The sequence below is a fragment of the Aquicella lusitana genome, from assembly GCF_902459475.1.
Classification (GTDB): Bacteria; Pseudomonadota; Gammaproteobacteria; order DSM-16500; family DSM-16500; genus Aquicella; species Aquicella lusitana.
In genome coordinates, this window is the sequence record NZ_LR699114.1 from 1,170,293 (window position 1) to 1,188,452 (window position 18,160).

General features: G+C 44.8%; 14 protein-coding genes. 4 read left to right on the forward strand and 10 right to left on the reverse strand.

The genetic code is table 11. The features are described 5' to 3' along the window. Window positions 1–83: 83 nt before the first annotated feature. The 5 genes from AQUSIP_RS05410 to nagZ all read right to left on the reverse strand — a co-directional run bounded on the left by AQUSIP_RS05410 (window position 84) and on the right by nagZ (window position 7,174). Entirely contained in the window at window positions 84–2,201 is a 2,118-nt protein-coding gene (locus AQUSIP_RS05410; RefSeq protein WP_114833942.1) for a sulfatase-like hydrolase/transferase, read from the reverse strand. Next, complete coding sequence (locus AQUSIP_RS05415; RefSeq protein ID WP_114833941.1) at window positions 2,173–4,653, reverse strand: acyl-CoA dehydrogenase; 2,481 nt, start codon at window positions 4,651–4,653, stop codon at window positions 2,173–2,175. The genes AQUSIP_RS05410 and AQUSIP_RS05415 overlap by 29 nt, the downstream gene beginning before the upstream one ends. A gap of 44 nt (window positions 4,654–4,697) precedes the next feature. Next, window positions 4,698–5,462 (reverse strand): DUF1189 domain-containing protein, encoded by a 765-nt coding sequence (locus AQUSIP_RS05420; RefSeq protein WP_114833940.1) that lies wholly within the window; start codon window positions 5,460–5,462, stop codon window positions 4,698–4,700. 23 nt (window positions 5,463–5,485) lie between these two features. Next, window positions 5,486–6,043: a hypoxanthine-guanine phosphoribosyltransferase gene (locus tag AQUSIP_RS05425; RefSeq protein WP_114833939.1), complete on the reverse strand. Its 558-nt coding sequence runs from the start codon at window positions 6,041–6,043 to the stop codon at window positions 5,486–5,488. An 84-nt stretch (window positions 6,044–6,127) separates the two neighbouring features. Beyond that, entirely contained in the window at window positions 6,128–7,174 is a 1,047-nt protein-coding gene (nagZ, locus tag AQUSIP_RS05430; protein WP_114833938.1) for a beta-N-acetylhexosaminidase, read from the reverse strand. A 119-nt stretch (window positions 7,175–7,293) separates the two neighbouring features. On the opposite strand from nagZ, the gene prmB reads away from it, so the two are divergent. Beyond that, window positions 7,294–8,220 carry a 50S ribosomal protein L3 N(5)-glutamine methyltransferase gene (gene prmB / locus AQUSIP_RS05435; RefSeq protein WP_114833937.1) on the forward strand — a complete coding sequence of 309 codons (927 nt, stop codon included), beginning with the start codon at window positions 7,294–7,296 and terminating at the stop codon, window positions 8,218–8,220. Between the two features lie 24 nt (window positions 8,221–8,244). Here prmB and AQUSIP_RS05440 read toward each other — a convergent pair whose 3' ends face one another. Genes AQUSIP_RS05440 through hslO form a run of 5 tightly spaced genes read right to left on the reverse strand, consistent with a single transcriptional unit; the run spans window position 8,245 to window position 14,073 of the window. After that, a complete protein-coding gene (locus AQUSIP_RS05440; RefSeq protein ID WP_114833936.1) occupies window positions 8,245–8,502 on the reverse strand; it encodes a BolA family protein in 258 nt (85 codons plus the stop codon). Window positions 8,503–8,506: 4 nt separating this feature from the next. Next, window positions 8,507–9,058: a septation protein A gene (locus tag AQUSIP_RS05445; RefSeq protein ID WP_114833935.1), complete on the reverse strand. Its 552-nt coding sequence runs from the start codon at window positions 9,056–9,058 to the stop codon at window positions 8,507–8,509. Beyond that, the gene (locus AQUSIP_RS05450; protein ID WP_170131762.1) at window positions 9,042–12,116 is read right to left on the reverse strand and encodes an efflux RND transporter permease subunit; all 3,075 of its coding nucleotides are present in this window, start codon (window positions 12,114–12,116) and stop codon (window positions 9,042–9,044) included. Before AQUSIP_RS05450 ends, AQUSIP_RS05445 begins: the two co-directional genes overlap by 17 nt. 14 nt (window positions 12,117–12,130) lie before the next feature. After that, on the reverse strand, window positions 12,131–13,165 hold the full coding sequence (locus AQUSIP_RS05455) for an efflux RND transporter periplasmic adaptor subunit (RefSeq protein WP_170131761.1): 1,035 nt from the start codon (window positions 13,163–13,165) through the stop codon (window positions 12,131–12,133). Window positions 13,166–13,173: 8 nt separating this feature from the next. Beyond that, a complete protein-coding gene (gene hslO / locus AQUSIP_RS05460) occupies window positions 13,174–14,073 on the reverse strand; it encodes an Hsp33 family molecular chaperone HslO (protein ID WP_114833932.1) in 900 nt (299 codons plus the stop codon). Between the two features lie 224 nt (window positions 14,074–14,297). On the opposite strand from hslO, the gene AQUSIP_RS05465 reads away from it, so the two are divergent. From AQUSIP_RS05465 to AQUSIP_RS05475, 3 genes are all read left to right on the forward strand, one after another. Beyond that, window positions 14,298–14,828 carry a Smr/MutS family protein gene (locus AQUSIP_RS05465; protein ID WP_114833931.1) on the forward strand — a complete coding sequence of 177 codons (531 nt, stop codon included), beginning with the start codon at window positions 14,298–14,300 and terminating at the stop codon, window positions 14,826–14,828. A 10-nt stretch (window positions 14,829–14,838) separates the two neighbouring features. Continuing rightward, complete coding sequence (gene udk / locus AQUSIP_RS05470; protein ID WP_267896346.1) at window positions 14,839–15,477, forward strand: uridine kinase; 639 nt, start codon at window positions 14,839–14,841, stop codon at window positions 15,475–15,477. Window positions 15,478–15,632: 155 nt separating this feature from the next. Continuing rightward, entirely contained in the window at window positions 15,633–18,131 is a 2,499-nt protein-coding gene (locus AQUSIP_RS05475) for a bifunctional diguanylate cyclase/phosphodiesterase (RefSeq protein ID WP_170131760.1), read from the forward strand. The last annotated feature ends 29 nt before the right edge of the window (window positions 18,132–18,160 follow it).

Here is an 18,160-nt window from a genome sequence, read left to right on the forward strand (position 1 = left end):
CAAGTGATGATAATTGCTCCACATTTTGCATTGAAGAAGCAGTCGGGATGGCGTTTGTGAACAATTACTACGCTGGCTGTGAATTAAACAGTGCTTATTTCATCACCATAAAAAGCTTTTAATTCACGCAGCATCATGGCCGCTGGTGAATGGCGTGCAAACGAGGACTGTAAATCATTTGTCCACTGCCCATTCACAAGATTAACCAGAATAGGCATGCGAAGATCCTTGTGTTGGGGATAAAGCGCCAGCATCCAGTCGCCATAAATATCTGCGTATTGTTTGCTATGGATAATCATTTGCCCCATAGAAGCCTTCACCGTAAGACGAGTGGTGACAGGATCAATCTGGAACAGTTGGATACCTTCGAGCAAGACTTTACGTGTCTCTGGATAAACAGTTCGGATGGCTTCGGGCGAAAAATCGCTTTCCAGGAAAATGTGTCTAGACGAAGGTAACTTCCCGCCTCCTTTGATCACCGACACCAGAGAAGTACAGGACGAGCAGGAAAGAGGATTATCCAACGGAACATGAGCAGAATCCGTAATGCCCAGTAATGCCAGCAGGGTAGGCTTAATGTCCAGTAACGAAACAGCACCCGGCACGACATTCTTTTGCTGATCCCCTGCCCCATAAAGCCTGAAGGCAAGCAACGTATGGTATTGAGGAAGCCCCAGCACATCCGTTCCATGCCCTGCTGATTGATTAATAGCTTCATCATCAAGGCTTGGAGGATAAAACCGCGGGATTGCCTCCCTCTTCCTCGCTGGCAGGAATAAATCCTTTTCCGTAATGCGGTCACCAGCCAATTCCAATGCTTCGCCATGGTCAGATAATAAGACCACAATGGCATGATCCAGCAGATGATTTTTTTTTAGCAGCGTAAAGAAATCCCGTAACTGTCTGTCCACGCGCTGTATACTTTTCTGATAGCGTTCGCGAATAGAATAATCTTCGCCTGATAGACTAGCCCAAAGATAAGGGTGATGAGGGAGACAAAAGTGCACTGCCAACATCATAGGCTTTGTTCGGTGAGCTTCCAGTGTGGAATCCAGCAAATGTAAAAAACTGTCTGGTTCATAATTGAAATAAACCGCCCGGTTGGCATAACTATAAGGAAACAACCATTTACCCAAAGACGTATTCACCAGCAGATTAGATAAGGGAAAATCATTGAAGGTACCCAATAAAAAATCATTTAGACCCATTGGCGGTGTGATAACTTGATTAAAGCCAAAGTTTTTGTCTAGGTTGCTAAACCGAACTTCATCCGTTGCAAAAACCGTTTCATAACCATTGCGTCTTAAAATAGCAGGCAAGGCTTGGGCAAAATTCAGCTTATCCTGCTGGGCCAGGTTAAAACGAATACCTGTTTGCCTGGGATATTGTCCAGTTAAAATACCGGCCCAGGAAGGAAATGTGCGGGCAAGCGGCGTGACTGCTTCCGCAAACACGGTAGCCTGGTTTAGAAAAGCATCCATAAATGGCGTTCTGTTGTCGTGCCCGAAAAAGCCTAAAAAATCAGGGCGAAGCGAATCCACACCGACTAAAATAATATTTGGACGCTCCCGGGTCGCAGCGTCATGGACCACAGGTAAAGCAGGTTTTAAAAATGAAAAACCTAAAGCTGCGATAACTGCACATAGGGTGATCGCACCCGGCCAAAGCCCCCAGCTTTTATAGAGCAAATGCAAGCAGCCGAGACCGGCAAAAATAATAAAAAAAAGGCAGCAAATAGATAAAATAGACAAGAGATAACTGGCTGCAGCAGGGCTAAAAAGTATAAAACCTGTAAGACCTGCAAATTTGGAATTAGGAAAGTAGACCTGATTCGCCACTAGCAGTGTAACGATACCTATTACCCAAATCCCGATGCCAAGTGGAATTTGTCGGTGCGGTGGAGCGTGAAAAAAACGCGCAATACTACTGGCTGCTCCCCACACGATCATGCAAAACATAAAATGAATGAGCAAATGCGCGAAAATAAAATAGAGGATACCAGGCAAGATCGACAGTGGGATTTGCAATTGGCTAGATACGAAACTGAAATCAGAAAGATAGGCTTTGTTGCATTGAATAAAAAAGCTTATCTCTAGTAAAAAAAAGAAAGCGGTTAATAAAAGAAGATAAAAAAACAGGCTCATCGCAGCGGATGAGCCTGTTTTATTTACATTAGCCGTTGGTGCCGTCTGATTGTGCATAAAGACTTTGATAGGACTCGCTTAATATATTTCTGGCCAGGTCTTCAGTTAAAAAGTCATCGACTGCGATCACTTTCTTGCGCGCTTCTTCAGCCTGCATGAAAATATCAAATTGTTCGACAGTAATAATTTTTCTCTCCAATGCAGACTGCGCTTGCTCAAACAAGGTATAGCCATGGACTGCCTCATCCTGTTTTGCCGTCTTAATCAGTTTTTCTATCGGCTCGGCTGCAATGGTTTTAATCAAGGCATCCTGAATATCAGCCAGCACATTTTCCTTTACAGGCGATAAAAATGCACCTGCTGCGATGCGTTGGCGCGTTTCAGTGGGTGCCATCAGGAGCCCGGCGATTTTATGATTTAATCTGTCTTTGGGTTTTGAAAAATGCTTTCCAAGCGGGAAAATAAATAGGCGTAATAACGCAGCCATCCAACGATTCGGGAAATTTTTTATAATTTCGTCAAACCGTTCCTGAATGTTAAACAGGCAATACTGGCTGATAAAATGTACCACTGGAAGATCATCATTATTCTCGCCCTGATCGTGATATTGTTTAAGTGTAGAGGACAATAAATAAAGATAGCTTAAAATATCACCCAGTCTCGCGGAAATACTTTCCTTGCGCTTTAAGTTACTACCTAGGCTCAGCATGGAAACATCGGTAATGAGGGCAAAAGCAGAGGCAAAACGCGTGGCTTGCTGGAAATAGCGCTTTAACTTGCCTTTGGGTGCATGCACGATATAACTGCCCGTCAGCCCTAGCACTAGACTGCGTATGACATTACTGATGCCAAACGCCATATGCCGGATAACAGCCTTGTCAAAAGCCGCCAACGCTGCTTTGTTATCTGTTAGCTGGGCAGCTTCCAGCTCGGCCAAGACATAAGGATGACAACGAATCGCACCCTGACCAAAGATAATCATGTTGCGCGTTAAAATATTCGCACCTTCTACTGTGATTGCAATGGGTGATGACTCGTAACCTCTGCCTATGTAATTTTTGGGACCCAGACAAATTCCCTTACCGCCATGAATATCCATGCCATCGCAAGCAATCGTTCGGCCAAGTTCTGTCACGTGGTATTTCACAATGGCTGAAGCAACCGAAGGCTTTTCACCCATATCGACTGCCCCCGCTGCCAACGTACGGGCAGCATCCATGAGGTAAGTATATGCACCGATACGGGCGAGCGGTTCTTCAATCCCCTCAAAGCGGCCAATGGGTATATTAAACTGCTTGCGTATACGGGAATATGCTCCGGTTGCATAAGAAAGCACTTTTGCACCACCAACAGTGCTAGCAGGCAAGGTAATCGCCCTGCCCGCTGCTAGACATTCCATCAACATGCGCCAGCCTTTTCCTGCCTGCGCTGCACCGCCAATAATCCAGTCCATGGGAATAAACACATTTTTTCCCTGGATAGGCCCGTTTTGGAAGGGTGTATTAAGCGGAAAATGACGGCGTCCAATGGTGACACCGGGTGTATTGCGCGGAATAAGTGCACAGGTAATGCCTATATCTTCTTTATCACCCAGCAAATGATCAGGATCATACAATTTAAAGGCAAGACCAATGACAGTGGCAACAGGGGCCAAGGTAATATAACGCTTGTCCCAATTAAGCCGTATCCCCAATACTCTTTTGCCCTGTTGCTCTTCATAGCAGACAATTCCATGATCAGACATAGCTCCTGCATCGGAACCTGCTTCAGGAGAAGTTAGGGCAAAACAGGGCATTTCTTCTCCTCTGGCAAGCCGTGGCAAATAATATTCTTTTTGTTCCTCTGTCCCATAATGCAGTAATAATTCTGCAGGGCCCAATGAATTGGGAACCGCCACGGTAGATGACACGGTAATGCTGCGGCCGCTGATTTTGACCAGAATCTGTGAATGTGCAAAAGCTGAAAACTGTTTACCGCCATATTGTTTGGGAATGATCAAACCAAAAAAACCTTCTTTTTTAAGAAATTCCCACATCGCCGGCGGCAGATCAGCACGATTATGCGTAATATCCCAGTCATTAATCATGCGGCATAAGGTTTCAACCGGACCGTCAATAAAAGCCTGCTCTTCTTCTGTCAGCTTAGGTCTGGGGAAAGATAGTAGTTTTTGCCAGTCTGGATTACCACGAAAGAGATCAGCTTCCCAGGTCACCGTTCCTGCCGTGATGGCTTCACGTTCCGTACGTGACATCTTTGGCATGACCTTGCGATAAAAATTAAAGAGGGGCTGGCTAATAAAACGGCGGCGCCACATCGAAATATTAAGCGGTAAAAACACAGCTAAAAACGCAATCCAGCCAAGCGTAACACCCGCTGTCAATCCATTAAATTTTGTGGCCAAAATAAGCAGCAAAGCAAAACTGATTGTCCATATTATCAGTGCGGCACGATGATAAGCCAACGCAATCAAAGCAGCCAAAGATGCAAGAAACCAACCTAACCCTATCATATTTTTTCCCTTAAATTATAAAAACCGAAATGATATCCGTAACCTTAACGCCTGTTTGCAACGATGCCGTAGAATAAATAAATCATGGCCAGAATGAAATAGAAAAGTAGTTGATATGCAAACTGGATGGCAAAAAAGTCAAAAATAGTGGCTACGACAATAACGGGTGTAATGGCCACCATGGCAATTTGCAAAATCTGACCGTAAGACAACGGCACCTTCGCGATGACACCAAAAATCTTGCCAATAATGCTGTATATTAATGCCTGAATAAGACGATAAGCATAGCCAGCGACAACAAAAATCACAAAAAAGAAAATCCAGGCAAAGTTCAAATAACGTTTGACAATCGCATTGACGGTTTCCGGCACAATGACCATATTAAGTGTGTTTGGTAAAGAAGTGGTGCGGATTTGATTTTCATTATGCCGGGAAATAATTTGCGTTTGCGTGACTAAAACTTCTGCCTTCGCCTCATCCAGACTGGTGTACTTGCCTGTGGTATCGATAACAGCAAATACTTGCTTTGTTTCAGGATCATGAATGACATAAGGACGCTCTTCTGGCGTAGAAATTTTGCCATCCTTGATGGTAACCACCGGCATTTGCGCAACCAGCTTATCTGCATTGGCTGCATAAATCATATTGAGACTATGCTGAAACTGGTAAGTGAATAAGACCCATGACAAGGCAACGATCATGAGCAAATACAAAAATGCCTTGCCACCCCAGTTTGTCGCAACATCCCTGTACAAATTTTTAGAATAAAATGATAGATAGATAGCTTGAAAAATATTGTACTGTCGCATGACACATTCTCCTTATAGGACAATCAGTCACTGCTATTTACCGCATAAATTCCCGGAACATTGCGCAAGTATTCCTCATAATCCAATCCAAAACCAAATAGATATTTATCTTCTGTGGTGACGCCTACAAAGTTAGGCTCAAAATCCACACCGGGCTCTCGTGTACGCTTTTTGCTGACCATCACAGCTGAGTAAATAGCATTTGCTTTAGCTTGCTTGCAATAATCAATGATGGCCGCGAGCGTCAAGCCGCCATCCATAATGTCATCAATAATAAGTACTGTGCGATCTTTTAAACTTTGTCGCGGTTCAACCAGCCAATGTAAATCACCGCCACGAGTGGTACCGCGGTAGCGTGTAGCATGAATATAATCAATCTCTAAAGGAAAATGCAGTCGTGTCAGCAGGTGTCCTGTGGTAATCAGGGCACCCGTCATGACACACAAGATAATGGGATTCTTGTCTTTCAGCGCGTGTGTTATTTCCTTGGCCATTCGATCGAGCGCTTCATTGATTTCATCAAAGCTATAGAGACACTCAGCTTCCTCAAGTATTGATTGAATTTTAGTTATCGTTTCCATATGCCTATTATATCTTATTAAGAATTAACACTACCCCAGTAAAAAACCAGGGGCCTTTGCTTTCGCCTTGCATACGACAAGGTCTTAAACTTTAACAGTTTTTTGCGCGAGACTCAGCAAAAAACGCCGTGCATCCTGCCATCGCTGATTTTCTTTAATGGATTCCTGAGCATACGAAAAGTGTCGAGCGAGAACCCCGCGCCACTTTGGTTCGCTCACCTGACATAAGGCGGCTGAAAGTTCATTAAGCACCTGAATAACCCCCTTGCGCTGATTACAGAGTAAAACAAAGTCGCAACCCGCCTCCCGGGCCGCCGCTACACGGTCAGCATAATTAGCCGAGATATTCGCACCTTCCATGTTGAGGTCGTCGCTAAAAATAACACCCGAAAAGCGCAGCTGCTCGCGCAAAATAACCTGCAACCATTGACGCGAAAAACTTACCGGGCGCTCATCCACCGCAGGAAATATAATATGGGCGGCCATGATGGCGTTAAGTCCGGACGCGATTAAAGCAGCAAAGGGAATTAAATCACCCTGCTCGATTTCATTTAACGTTCTCGGATCAACAGGAACCGCAACATGCGAGTCCAAAGACACTGAACCATGACCTGGAAAGTGCTTGCCCGTTGCCGCCATTCCCGCCTCAGCCATCCCCTGGATAAAAGCACCTGCCAGGCGAATGATAGCTTGGGGCGCCGTATGGAAGGCTCGATCTCCAATGACGGAACTCAGTCCTTTATCCACATCCAGCACCGGCGCGAAACTCAGATCTATGCCAACGGACAACAATTCAGCTGCCATCAACCAACCTGTCTGCCTTGCTTGTGTACAAGCTTCATGCGGCTGATCGTCATACATTTGGCCGAAGGTGCGCATAGCGGGCAGTCGAGTAAATTCAGGGATAAAACGTTGTACCCTGCCGCCCTCCTGGTCAACCATGATAAGCAACGGCTGTTTTCGGCATGCGCGTATGTGCTGACAAAGCGTTTGCAACTGGGCGCGGGAATCATAATTGCGCGTGAACAAAATTACACCACCTACCAGAGGATGCGCTAACAACTCCTGCTCTTCCTGAGACAGTGTTTTACTTTCTAAATCGATAATTAATGCGCCGAGCGTATTTGCCATTGTATGAAATTCATTCCTGACTGACGCGAGTCATTATAATGTTGTTTTCAGCAATCATCCACCTTGGTAACATGAGGGTTGTCCGCGTGCTTAGCAAAATAACCGAATGGAAAAAGGCCATGAGTAATTATTCAGAACTTAAAACGATACGTGATTTTATCCGTTACGCCACCAGCCGATTTAATGAAACCGGGCTTTATTATGGTCATGGTACAGACAATGCTTGGGATGAAGCAGTTGCGCTTGTTTTACACACATTACATTTGCCGCATTCGATTAATCCCGCCGTGCTCGATGCCCACCTTACCCAGAAAGAACAAACGCTGCTGTTTGAGCTCATTGAAGAACGTGTTATCAAACGTATTCCCGTGCCTTATTTAACGCATGAAGCCTGGTTCGCAAATTTGTCTTTTTACGTGGACGAACGCGTGCTGATTCCCCGCTCGCCGATTGCGGAACTCATTGAAAACCATTTTGAACCCTGGGTCATCGCTGAAGATGTACACCATATTCTGGATTTATGCACAGGCAGCGGCTGTATTGCTATTGCCTGCGCTAAAGCTTTTCCAGCGGCAGAAATAGACGCCAGTGACATTTCCCCTGACGCACTCGCCGTCGCTAAAATTAATGTGTTAAGACATGATGTGGAAGATCAGGTCAAATTGTACGAATCCGATCTTTTCGCCTCACTACCCAAACAAAAATACGACATTATTGTCAGCAACCCGCCTTATGTCAGCGCTGAAGAAATGACAACATTGCCACCAGAATATTTGCATGAACCTAAAGAAGGTTTATTAGGCGGCAACGAGGGGCTGGATTTTGCTGTGCGTATCCTGCGTCATGCGCTTGAATATCTCAATCCTAATGGCATCCTGGTCGTTGAAGTGGGCAATAGTGAATTTGCGCTAGCAGAAAGATTTCCGGATGTTCCTTTTACCTGGCTCGAATTCGAACGTGGCGGTGGCGGTGTTTTTCTATTAACAGCGGAACAGTTGCAAACGCATCAGAAACTATTCACAGCCAGTGAACCAGCAGCGCAATGATAGTCGTTTTCAGACATTGCAAGTCTAGGACAGGATTTTAATCTTCAGCGCATGAATCTGATCAGGCATCATGTCCTCGAACAAGGCGTAAATCTGGCGATGTGCATCAACGCGTGAAATGCCCTTAAAACAATCGGCCCTGATGATAACAGCAAAATGTCGTCCGCCGCCCTGATGACCAGCATGGCCAACATGCTGGTCACTTTCATCAATGACTTCAAGGTGCGAGGGTGAGAAAGTCTTTTTTATGCGGGTTTCGATAATGGCTCGTCGGTTCTGCATAATTTTAATGCTCAATTTTGTCCGATAAATAACGCATCAGATAGAAGGCCTGGAAGATACTGAATAGAAAAAGAGCGCCTGTTACGCCGTAAAATTTAAAGTTTACCCAAGCATCATTACTGAAATAGTAAGCAATATAAAGATTCATGCAACCTAATCCCGAGAAAAACAGTGCCCAGATAAAATCCAATCGTTTCCAAACCTTGATGGGGATCGCGCCTTTATCCTGCAGCATATTTTGCATTAAACGCTGCATCAATGATCGGCGGGCAATCAATTGATAGCCGACAATCACCAGCGCAAACACCCAAAAAACAATAGTAGGCTTCCACTTTACAAAAATGGGATTATGAAAATAGAGCGTCATGCCGCCAAAAAATACAAACACACCCAATGTAATCAGCTGCTTGTTATCCCATTTTCCCGCCAAAAAACGGCTCAGGAGCACTTGTGCCAGGGTTGCCACAATACCGACCACCGTCGCGACATAAATATCATAAAATTTAAAAGCCAGAAAAAACAGAAATACTGGAAAAATCTCATAAAACAGTTGCATAGTCACTTTCCTGATCCAATGTGGATTGAGTTAATTTTCGAAATGGCGCCAAATAAGTATAGGTGATGGGAACAACGATGAGTGAAAAAAATGTCCCGAATAACACCCCGCCCGTGATGACCAAGCCTATCTGTTGCCGGCTTTCCGCCCCAGGACCAAATGCAAACGCCAAAGGCAACGCACCGAGCGCCATGGCTGCCGTCGTCATCAAAATGGGTCGTAAGCGTAACATGGAAGCCTGAATCACTGCCTCCTGAATGGATTTGCCCGAGCGCCGAAGCTGGTTTGCAAATTCCGTAATCAGGATACCGTGTTTCGCTATGAGTCCGATTAAGGTAATCAAGCCAATATTACTATAAATATTCAGACTACCGCCAAAAAGCTTCAGGGTTATCATCGCGCCCACCATTGCAAAAGGAACCGTCAGCATGATAATTAAGGGATCAATAAAACTTTCAAATTGCGCAACTAAAACCAGATAAATGAAAACCAGCGCAAGGAAAAAGGTAAAAAATGTTTTACCGCTTGAATCAAGAAAACTTTTAGCCTCGCCCGCAAAAGTATACTTCATATCATCCGGCAAGTTTGCTTTTACGATGGTCTGCAAGGTGCTTACTGCATCGGATAGCTTGAAATTCGGTGCCAACGTAATATAAATCGTATCAGAGCGCAAACGTTCATAGCGATGAAACACTTCGGGCGTCGTAATTTCACGCACGCTTAACAACTGAGACAAAGGTACGATATTACCGTCATTATTGCGAATATATAATTGATTGAAGATGTTTGGATTGGCAAGTGATGCCTGATTCATCTGTACAATCACATTTGCATCATCCGCTTTTCCTATTTTTCTGCCCGCTAATAATGTTGAAAGCGTATCTGCAATATTGGGAATAGAAACCTTCAGGTCTGCCGCCCTATTTCTATCAATATTGATCTGAAACTGTTCGCTGTCCCATTTCAATCCGTTTTCAACATGCACAAAGCCGGGAATCTGTTTGATGACCTCAATCATCTGCTGCGCAACCTGCTGCAATTTTCGGTAATCACTTGTTGTCATCAGCACAACGCCGATATTATCGCCCTGGTCGCTGCCGGCAAATTCAGCGAGCGCTGGTGGAGGTATAGAAACGTTCACTCTTACGCCGGTCAATGCGTTTGTTTGAGCCGCGAGAGAAGCCTGCACTTCCTCGGTTGAGTGCTTGCGTTCATTTTTGGGTTTCAACTTAATAATCTGCCAGGCTCGAGAGGATGCATGCCCGCCTGAAATGCTAAAATAGGATGCGATATCCGGGTTGGATTGGTAAAGCGATTCAAGCTGTTTTACATAGGTATCCGTATATTGAAAGCTGGCGCTGCGCGGCGCGGCTACGAATACATTCACCTCATCCATGTCTTCAGCAGGCGCGAGTTCAGAAGGAAGGAATTTATAAATACCCAAGCCTAGCAGCCCAACAAGCAAGAGAAAACCCACTACCCATGTTCGTTTCCTCAGTAAAAAAACCAGCATCCTTTGGTACAAATGCTGTAGCCGACTCAGCCGGATGGATAACCATTCGCTATAACGATTGGTATGGTGCGCGGATTTTAAAAAACGTGCGCACATCATAGGTGTCAGGGTTAATGCCACAATGCCTGAAATGAGCACGGCGCCTGCAAGCGTAAAAGTGAACTCACGGAACAGGACGCCTAAAAGCCCTGGTGTAAATGCGATAGGCGCATAAACAGCGGTTAACGTCAGCGTCATGGCAATAACAGGAAAAATCATTTCCCGACTGCCTTTAAGCGCCGCGGCAAAAGGCGTCAATCCGCTCTCCATATGCCGGCTGATGTTTTCAAGCATGACAATAGCATCATCTACGACCAGCCCGATAGCGAGTACAAAAGCCATCAGCGTGATGGTATTAATCGAAAAGCCCAGAAAATATAAAATCGCAAAGGTACTGATCAAACAGACTGGTATAGTAATAACAGGAATCAGCGTTGCACGAAAACTGCAGAGAAAGGCAAGAATGACCAACCAAACGAAGATAACGGCTTCAATAAAGGATTCATACACACTGTTCATTGACGCCCGTATATAATCCGCAACATTGTAATCCAGACTCACATGCATACCCGCGGGCAGTGTACGTTTAAGATCAGCCAATACTTTTTGTACGTTTCGTTCCACATCCAATGGGTTCGCCGTCGATTGCGGAATGATTCCAAGCGCAATGGCTGATTTTCCATTGACACGAAAAGCAGAATCATTGTCTTCAGCATCCAGTTTTGCCTCACCCACATCTTTCAGCCGTATCGCTTGGTTTTGGTTATCCCGGATAATCAAATCATTGAACTGTTCCGGTGTTTTTAATGTCGTATCCGTGACCACACCATAATAACGGTCAAGGCTGCGGATTTGACCGCTAGGGATAGAGACATTCTGATCCCGCAACAGTTGCGTGATTTCATCTACAGTAATATTGGCGCCGGCCATTTTTGCGGGATCCAGCGATACGCGCATAGCGGAAACACGCTTGCCATAAACCCACACACTGCCAACTCCATCGATCGTTTCAAAAGCAGGCACAACGTACTTATCAATATAATCGCTGATTTCCCGTGCGCTATGATGCGTATCGTAAAAGGAAAGAAAAAGGATAGGCATGCCGTTGGGATCGGCTTTCATCACAACCGGGTTATCTACGTCCTTGGGCAGTGCGCCCCGGATGCGCTCAACGCCGCTTCGCACATCCTCTACAGCAGCATCCATATTTCGCCCCAGCTTGAAGGTAATGGAAATCTGGCTTTCGCCCTGACGGCTCGTCGACGTCAGCATTTCAATTCCATTAATGCCCGAGAGCGAGTCTTCGATCACTTTCGTCACATCATGTTCTACCAGACGCGCGCTTGCACCCGGGTAAGTGGTCATGATGGTGACCTGCGGCAGGCTAACGTTGGGTATCCAGCGCACGGGCAGATTTATAAAGCCAATGATGCCAATGATGGTCATCACCAGGCTGATGACAATGGTAAATGCGGGCCGACGGATACAAAATGCAGGTAGATTCACGTTATATATACCCTTTAGCCTTTAACCTTGACAGGGACGCCATTTTTTATTTTAAGCTGGCCGTCTGTAATCACCCTATCGCCCACAGACAAACCTTGTAATACCTGAACATTTTTTTCAGTCCGCCTGCCGATGACAACCGTTACCGCATAAGCTTTATTATCCACCACCTTATAAACTTGCTCACCATCCATTACGGGAACCAGACTGCGTGCCGGAATCATCAGCGCACGCTCTTCAGTGCCTAATGAATGCGTCACGTTCACAAACATACCTGGCGCGAGTTTATTATCTTCATTCGGAATTTCTGCATACAATGAAACAGAACGATTATCCGCATTGATTGTGGGCGAAATAAAGGCCACTTTTCCATAAAAAGTTTTTCCAGGATAAGCTGCTGTAGTAATGCTAACAGCCTGTCCCAGCTTTAATAGCGGCATATATCTTTCCGGTACATTATAGTCGATGCGCAAATGCTTTGTGTCAGTCAACGTCACCATGCTTTGCCCCACTGTTACATAATCGCCCGGGTTTACCTTGCTTTTGCCTACCCTGCCGTCAAAAGCGGCGGTCAGCAGCATCTTATTCAGCATGACTTCATTTTCTCTCGCTTCGGCTCTTCTCTCTTTAAGATCTGACTCAGCCTGATCAATCGCCTGCTTTGCAATCGCGCCCTTTTTACCCAAAAAGATCATGCGCCGGAAATTAGTCTCACTGAAAGCCAATTTAGCCTTAGCAGATTCGTACTTCGCTTTATAAATAGCGTCATCCAGTTGAATCAGCGGTGTATCTTTACTAACAGCTGCGCCATCCTGAAAATAGATTTTTTCCACATGCCCTGCCATTTCAGATGTAATTTCAATACTGCGTGCAATTAACGTTCCAATAGCATGCATTTCTACAGGAAGTTTTTCTTCCCTCACCTTGCTTGCCTGTACCCAAACCGCATCCATCTCGGCAGTCGTTGAGTGAAAATAATGCTTGACGGCATACCAGACAGGAATGGTTAACATAATTAGCGCAACAAGATAAATTTTTTTCTTTTTCATAATCATCTTCAATGTAATTGAATATCAGAAGGAGGTCTGTCTTTGTTTTCAAAAATTCTCGCCACGTCCACCGCGTCAAATACATATTCCTGATTGCAAAAATCGCACGTCACCACAATTGTACGGTTATTCTGCAATTCCGCTTCAGCTTCCTCCCGACCTAACAGCAAAATAGCATCTTCTCCCCGCTTGCGTGAGCACGAACAATGAAAAGAAGCCGGAATAGAAGGAAAAATACGAATTTCTTCCTCTGGAAACAAATTCTGCAACAGAAGTGGATAATCATTATAAAGTAGCGTGCTCGAATCCAGTTGGGCTGCCTGTTTGGTAATACGGTCCCAGTTCGGGCTGATGACTGCTTTTTCAATGCTCGTTGCATCTTTATCCGCCGCAGGCACTACCTGTAACAAAAAGCCGGTTGCTCTTCTCTCATCCACGGCGAGCCATATCTTGGTAGCCAGCTGCTCCGATTCTCGAAAGTAGCCTTCTATGGATTCAGCGAGGGAATTGCCACGCCAGGCAACAATGCCCTGATAGCGATTTTTATTCAGTCCCGAGTCTAGCATAATGACAAGCACGCCCTCATTAAAGGCTTCCATCAGATCTTCATACGACAAATCGCCGTCCCATTTTGCTAGCGCACGCATCCGAAATTGGTTATCGCACTGGGCCAATAAGAGTTTAAGCTTCCCTTTTCCGCGAAATTGCACAGTCAACCGACCGTTAAACTTGATAATCGCGCTCAACAGACCTGCAACGCAGAGGGCTTCGCCCAAAAGGTGGCGAATCGGCTGAGGGTAAGCGTGCTGATGGATAATGGTTCTAAAGCTTTCCTCAAGGCAAATAAATTCGCCGCGAACGGGGGCTTTGTCAAAAATGAAACGATGTAATAAGTCTTTAGTGCTCATGAGATTCCCTGTTACTCCAGGATTATATAACAGAAAGATCTGTTTGTATAATATTTGAACGGACGGATGATTTTTTTCCTTGTCGGTATTTAACCTATATTCATTTTAATAGCAACCCTCTCTGCTCCGTCTTATTTTAAGAATAATTGTCGTTGTTAATTTGCACTTGCTGGCGTTTAATTCCTGTAAAATAAAACCCAACCAACAGCAGGCAATTCTAAATAATGTCCAAAAAGAGTAAAATCAGCCAGGAAGATATCGATGCTTTTCTGCAGGCGATGAAAGGTACAAAACCGCTTACTCAAAATAAAATACGCCTCGTTTCCTCCCCTCCGAAGCGCACAATACGGCTTCCAGCTGCAGAAGATGAACCCCTTATCATCAGAGAATCCCAGGCGCTTGCAGCAGTGGAAGGCGAAGACTTTATTGGCTATAAACACCCAAGCATATCGAACAAAATGCTTCGCAAATTACGCAAAGGCCAATATAATGTCGAAGCCATTTTAGACCTGCATGGTATGTCTATAGAAGAAGCCAAAATAGCGACTGACCGCTTCCTGCAACAGTGTTTACACGAGGGGATACGGGTTGGGCTTATCATTCATGGCAAAGGGCGCCACAGCCAGACGCCCATTTTAAAAAATAAACTCAATCATTGGCTGCGTGAATTAGATGTGGTATTAGCATTTTGCTCCGCAGCGCCTAGCCATGGCAGCCGCGGCGCAATTTACATTTTATTAAAACGCACTCGATAGAGGTAACCTTGTGGATAAAAAAAGCACTATCATAATCGGCATATCAGGCGCATCTGCTTCAGGCAAGAGCCTGCTCGCAAATACTATTGTGAATGAGTTGGGATCAGACCAGGTCGTTGTCATTTCAGAAGATGCTTACTATAAAGATCATAGCAACATCCCTTTTGAAGAAAGAGCAAAAATAAATTATGACCACCCTGACTCGATTGACCACGAGCTTCTCTACAAACATTTAAATATGCTGCAGCAAGGCAAGAGCGTTGAAGTTCCTATTTATAACCATTCCATGCATATACGGGAAGAAGAAACACGCCGCATCGGCCAGCATGCCATTATTGTCCTGGAAGGGATTTTGCTATTCGTTGAATCTAAATTACGCGAACTCATGGATATTCGCATCTTTATGGATACCGCACTGGATATCTGCCTGATGCGCCGCTTAAAACGCGATATCAAGGAAAGAGGACGGTCACTGGATTCCGTACTAAAACAATATGAAGATACAGTACGCCCTATGTATCTCCAATTTATTGATCCCTCAAAGCGCTATGCAGATTTGATTGTGCCGCGCGGCGGCGGCAACCGCATTGCTATCGATATGATTAAAGCCAAGATGCGGGAATTATTAAAAAGCTTACAAGAAAGCTAGCAATCATTTTGTCCTCTATATACAATTAGTTATATAACTAGAGCAAAATTAGTACCAAGCTTGGCCCTCGCTATCGGGACGGGCAGCTAATTGTCATCCGGGTTGTGCCAGCGAGACAATGAATTTGCTTTAGAATGGAATGCCATGGAGGGCAAATGAAATTAAGAAATAAAGTACTTATTGCAATCAGCCTGGCATGGCTGGTCTTCCTGGGCTTAACCTATGTAGGCTCAAAAGTATTCCTGTTACAAAGCTTTCTTTCCCTCGAACATAATCGTGCTGATGAAAATCTGGGCCGCGTCGACCAGGCGCTTGACCAAGTCAACTATGCTCTTTATACCTTCACCTCTGACTGGTCACACTGGACAGACTTGTATGAATTCATGCAAGGCAAAAAACCCGAATTTATCCCCAATAACATTAACATGACGGCTTTTGTCAACTCACATATCAACCTGATTGGTTATTGGGACAACGATGGCAAGATGGTCGTCGGCTCGGCAGTGGACACGGATAATGAAAAACTCGTGGCCTTTCCTAAAGGGCTGGAAAAATACCTTTATCCTGGCAGCCCGCTCCTTAAACGTGTGGATATAAACAAGGATATTCGAGGTTACATCCTCATCTCAACCGGCATCATGTTAGTAGCAGCAAGTGCTGTCACCGATGGCGATAAAGCCTTGCCCATTATTGGCGCCATGGTAACGGGACGCTACTTGAATGAAGATTTGGTAAAACAGATTGAAGAAAGAACCAAAGTGGACTTAAATTTGTTTATCCTTAGCCAAATCCAGCAATCTCCCCAGTTACAGAAATATCTAGATATTATTGCCAATAATAAAAGTGGTCATTACAACGGGCCGATCAATGAAGATCTGCTGCAAGGCTATACGCTGATCAAAGATATTAACAGCGAACCTATTGGCATGTTCCAAATGACAATGCCGCGTTCGATCTATAAAACAGGATTGCAGGCCATTAATTACTACCTGACCGCCTTCGTGGCCCTTGCAATCATCTTCTCAGTGCTCATGTTATGGCTGCTGCGTATCCTGATCGTCAAACGCCTGGAACGGCTTGATAGGCAAGTCGCGGCTATTGGGGAAAAAGGTGCAATCACAGAACGTGTAGATGCAACGGGCAAGGATGAACTATCCTCAGTGTCATCAGAGATCAATCACATGCTGGATATCATCCAGGCTTCGCATGAACAACTGGAACAGCGTGTTCAAGAAAGAACACAGGAATTACAAAAAACCAATATTCAACTGCAGCAGGAAATCACTGAGCGCAAGTCCGTAGAGCGTGAACTGATCATCCATAAAGAACACCTCGTCCGACTCGCCCATTACGACAGTCTGACTTCCCTGCCAAACCGGGTTTTCTTCAATGAAATCCTGAATAAAGCGCTCAATCACGCTAAACGAAACAACAAAACACTCGCCGTTTTATTTGTTGATCTTGACCGCTTCAAAAACATCAACGATGCGCTTGGACATCCAACAGGTGATCTTGTATTAAAAGAAATGGGCGGCCGTTTTGCCGGCATAATGCGCGCTGGAGATATTCTTGCCCGACTGGGCGGTGATGAATTTATCATTCTTCTAAACGACATCAGCAATGCAAAATTCGCTGGTGTTGTGGCAGAAAAAATACTAGCTGCCTGCTCCCAGGTTGTCAGAGTGGATTCGCATGAATTTTATATTACAGCCAGTATTGGTGTCTGCATCTTCCCCAATGACGGTCAGTCGCTTGAGGATTTGATGAAGAATGCCGATATGGCCATGTATAAGGCAAAACGCTCGGGCGGTGATATTTACCAGTATTACACACAGGAAATGAATATCGCAGCGCATGAGTATATTAAACTGGAATCCGAGCTGCGCAAAGCAATCCAGAACAATGAATTTGTATTACATTATCAACCTCAATTAAATTTAAAAGACGGCACTATCCGTCACGTAGAAGCGCTCATTCGTTGGGAACATCCTAAACTTGGCATGATTAGTCCTGCAAAATTTATTCCGCTCGCCGAGGAAACCGGACTTATTTTACCCATCGGCGAATGGGCGCTGCGCGAAGCTTGCCGCACGTGTAAAGCCTGGCAAGACGAGGGGTACGATCCCATCACCGTCTCGGTAAATATCTCGCCAAAACAGTTCAGGCATCAGGATGTCGCGCAAGTCATCGCTACAGTATTAAAAGAAACAGGTCTTGAAGCCAAATATCTTGAGGTAGAAATCACTGAAACGGCCGTCATGGATAATGTTGATATCGCCATCAGCCGTTTAAATAGTATCAAATCAATGGGAATTCGTATTTCAGTCGATGATTTCGGTACAGGTTATACTTCTATCAGCTATCTCAAGCAATTCCCGATCAGTGTATTAAAAATCGATCAGCACTTTATTAAAGGGATTCCACACAATCAAGACGACATTGCCATTACGAGCGCTGTCATTGCACTTGGGCATAATCTTGGATTAGAAGTTGTTGCTGAAGGGGTTGAAACTGCTGAACAAATGCAATATCTCGCTGAACATAACTGTGACTTGATACAGGGTTATTTCTTAAGCCGTCCTCTTCCCGCGAGCAAAATTATTTTACAATTCAGCAAACGTGGCATAACGAAGGATACCATTATTCAAAGCTGATTCCATATCAAAAAGAAAAGCGAAAAGGA

What these genes read in the sequence shown, in the direction of transcription:
- AQUSIP_RS05465 (WP_114833931.1), top strand. Translation starts at nt 14,298, where the DNA reads ATGTCCAAAAAGAGTAAAATCAGCCAGGAAGATATCGATGCTTTTCTG.
- AQUSIP_RS05455 (WP_170131761.1), bottom strand. Translation starts at nt 13,165, where the DNA reads ATGAAAAAGAAAAAAATTTATCTTGTTGCGCTAATTATGTTAACCATT.
- nagZ (WP_114833938.1), bottom strand. Translation starts at nt 7,174, where the DNA reads ATGGCAAATACGCTCGGCGCATTAATTATCGATTTAGAAAGTAAAACA.
- AQUSIP_RS05440 (WP_114833936.1), bottom strand. Translation starts at nt 8,502, where the DNA reads ATGCAGAACCGACGAGCCATTATCGAAACCCGCATAAAAAAGACTTTC.
- prmB (WP_114833937.1), top strand. Translation starts at nt 7,294, where the DNA reads ATGAGTAATTATTCAGAACTTAAAACGATACGTGATTTTATCCGTTAC.
- hslO (WP_114833932.1), bottom strand. Translation starts at nt 14,073, where the DNA reads ATGAGCACTAAAGACTTATTACATCGTTTCATTTTTGACAAAGCCCCC.
- AQUSIP_RS05445 (WP_114833935.1), bottom strand. Translation starts at nt 9,058, where the DNA reads ATGCAACTGTTTTATGAGATTTTTCCAGTATTTCTGTTTTTTCTGGCT.
- AQUSIP_RS05475 (WP_170131760.1), top strand. Translation starts at nt 15,633, where the DNA reads ATGAAATTAAGAAATAAAGTACTTATTGCAATCAGCCTGGCATGGCTG.
- AQUSIP_RS05410 (WP_114833942.1), bottom strand. Translation starts at nt 2,201, where the DNA reads ATGCACAATCAGACGGCACCAACGGCTAATGTAAATAAAACAGGCTCA.
- AQUSIP_RS05415 (WP_114833941.1), bottom strand. Translation starts at nt 4,653, where the DNA reads ATGATAGGGTTAGGTTGGTTTCTTGCATCTTTGGCTGCTTTGATTGCG.
- AQUSIP_RS05420 (WP_114833940.1), bottom strand. Translation starts at nt 5,462, where the DNA reads ATGCGACAGTACAATATTTTTCAAGCTATCTATCTATCATTTTATTCT.
- AQUSIP_RS05425 (WP_114833939.1), bottom strand. Translation starts at nt 6,043, where the DNA reads ATGGAAACGATAACTAAAATTCAATCAATACTTGAGGAAGCTGAGTGT.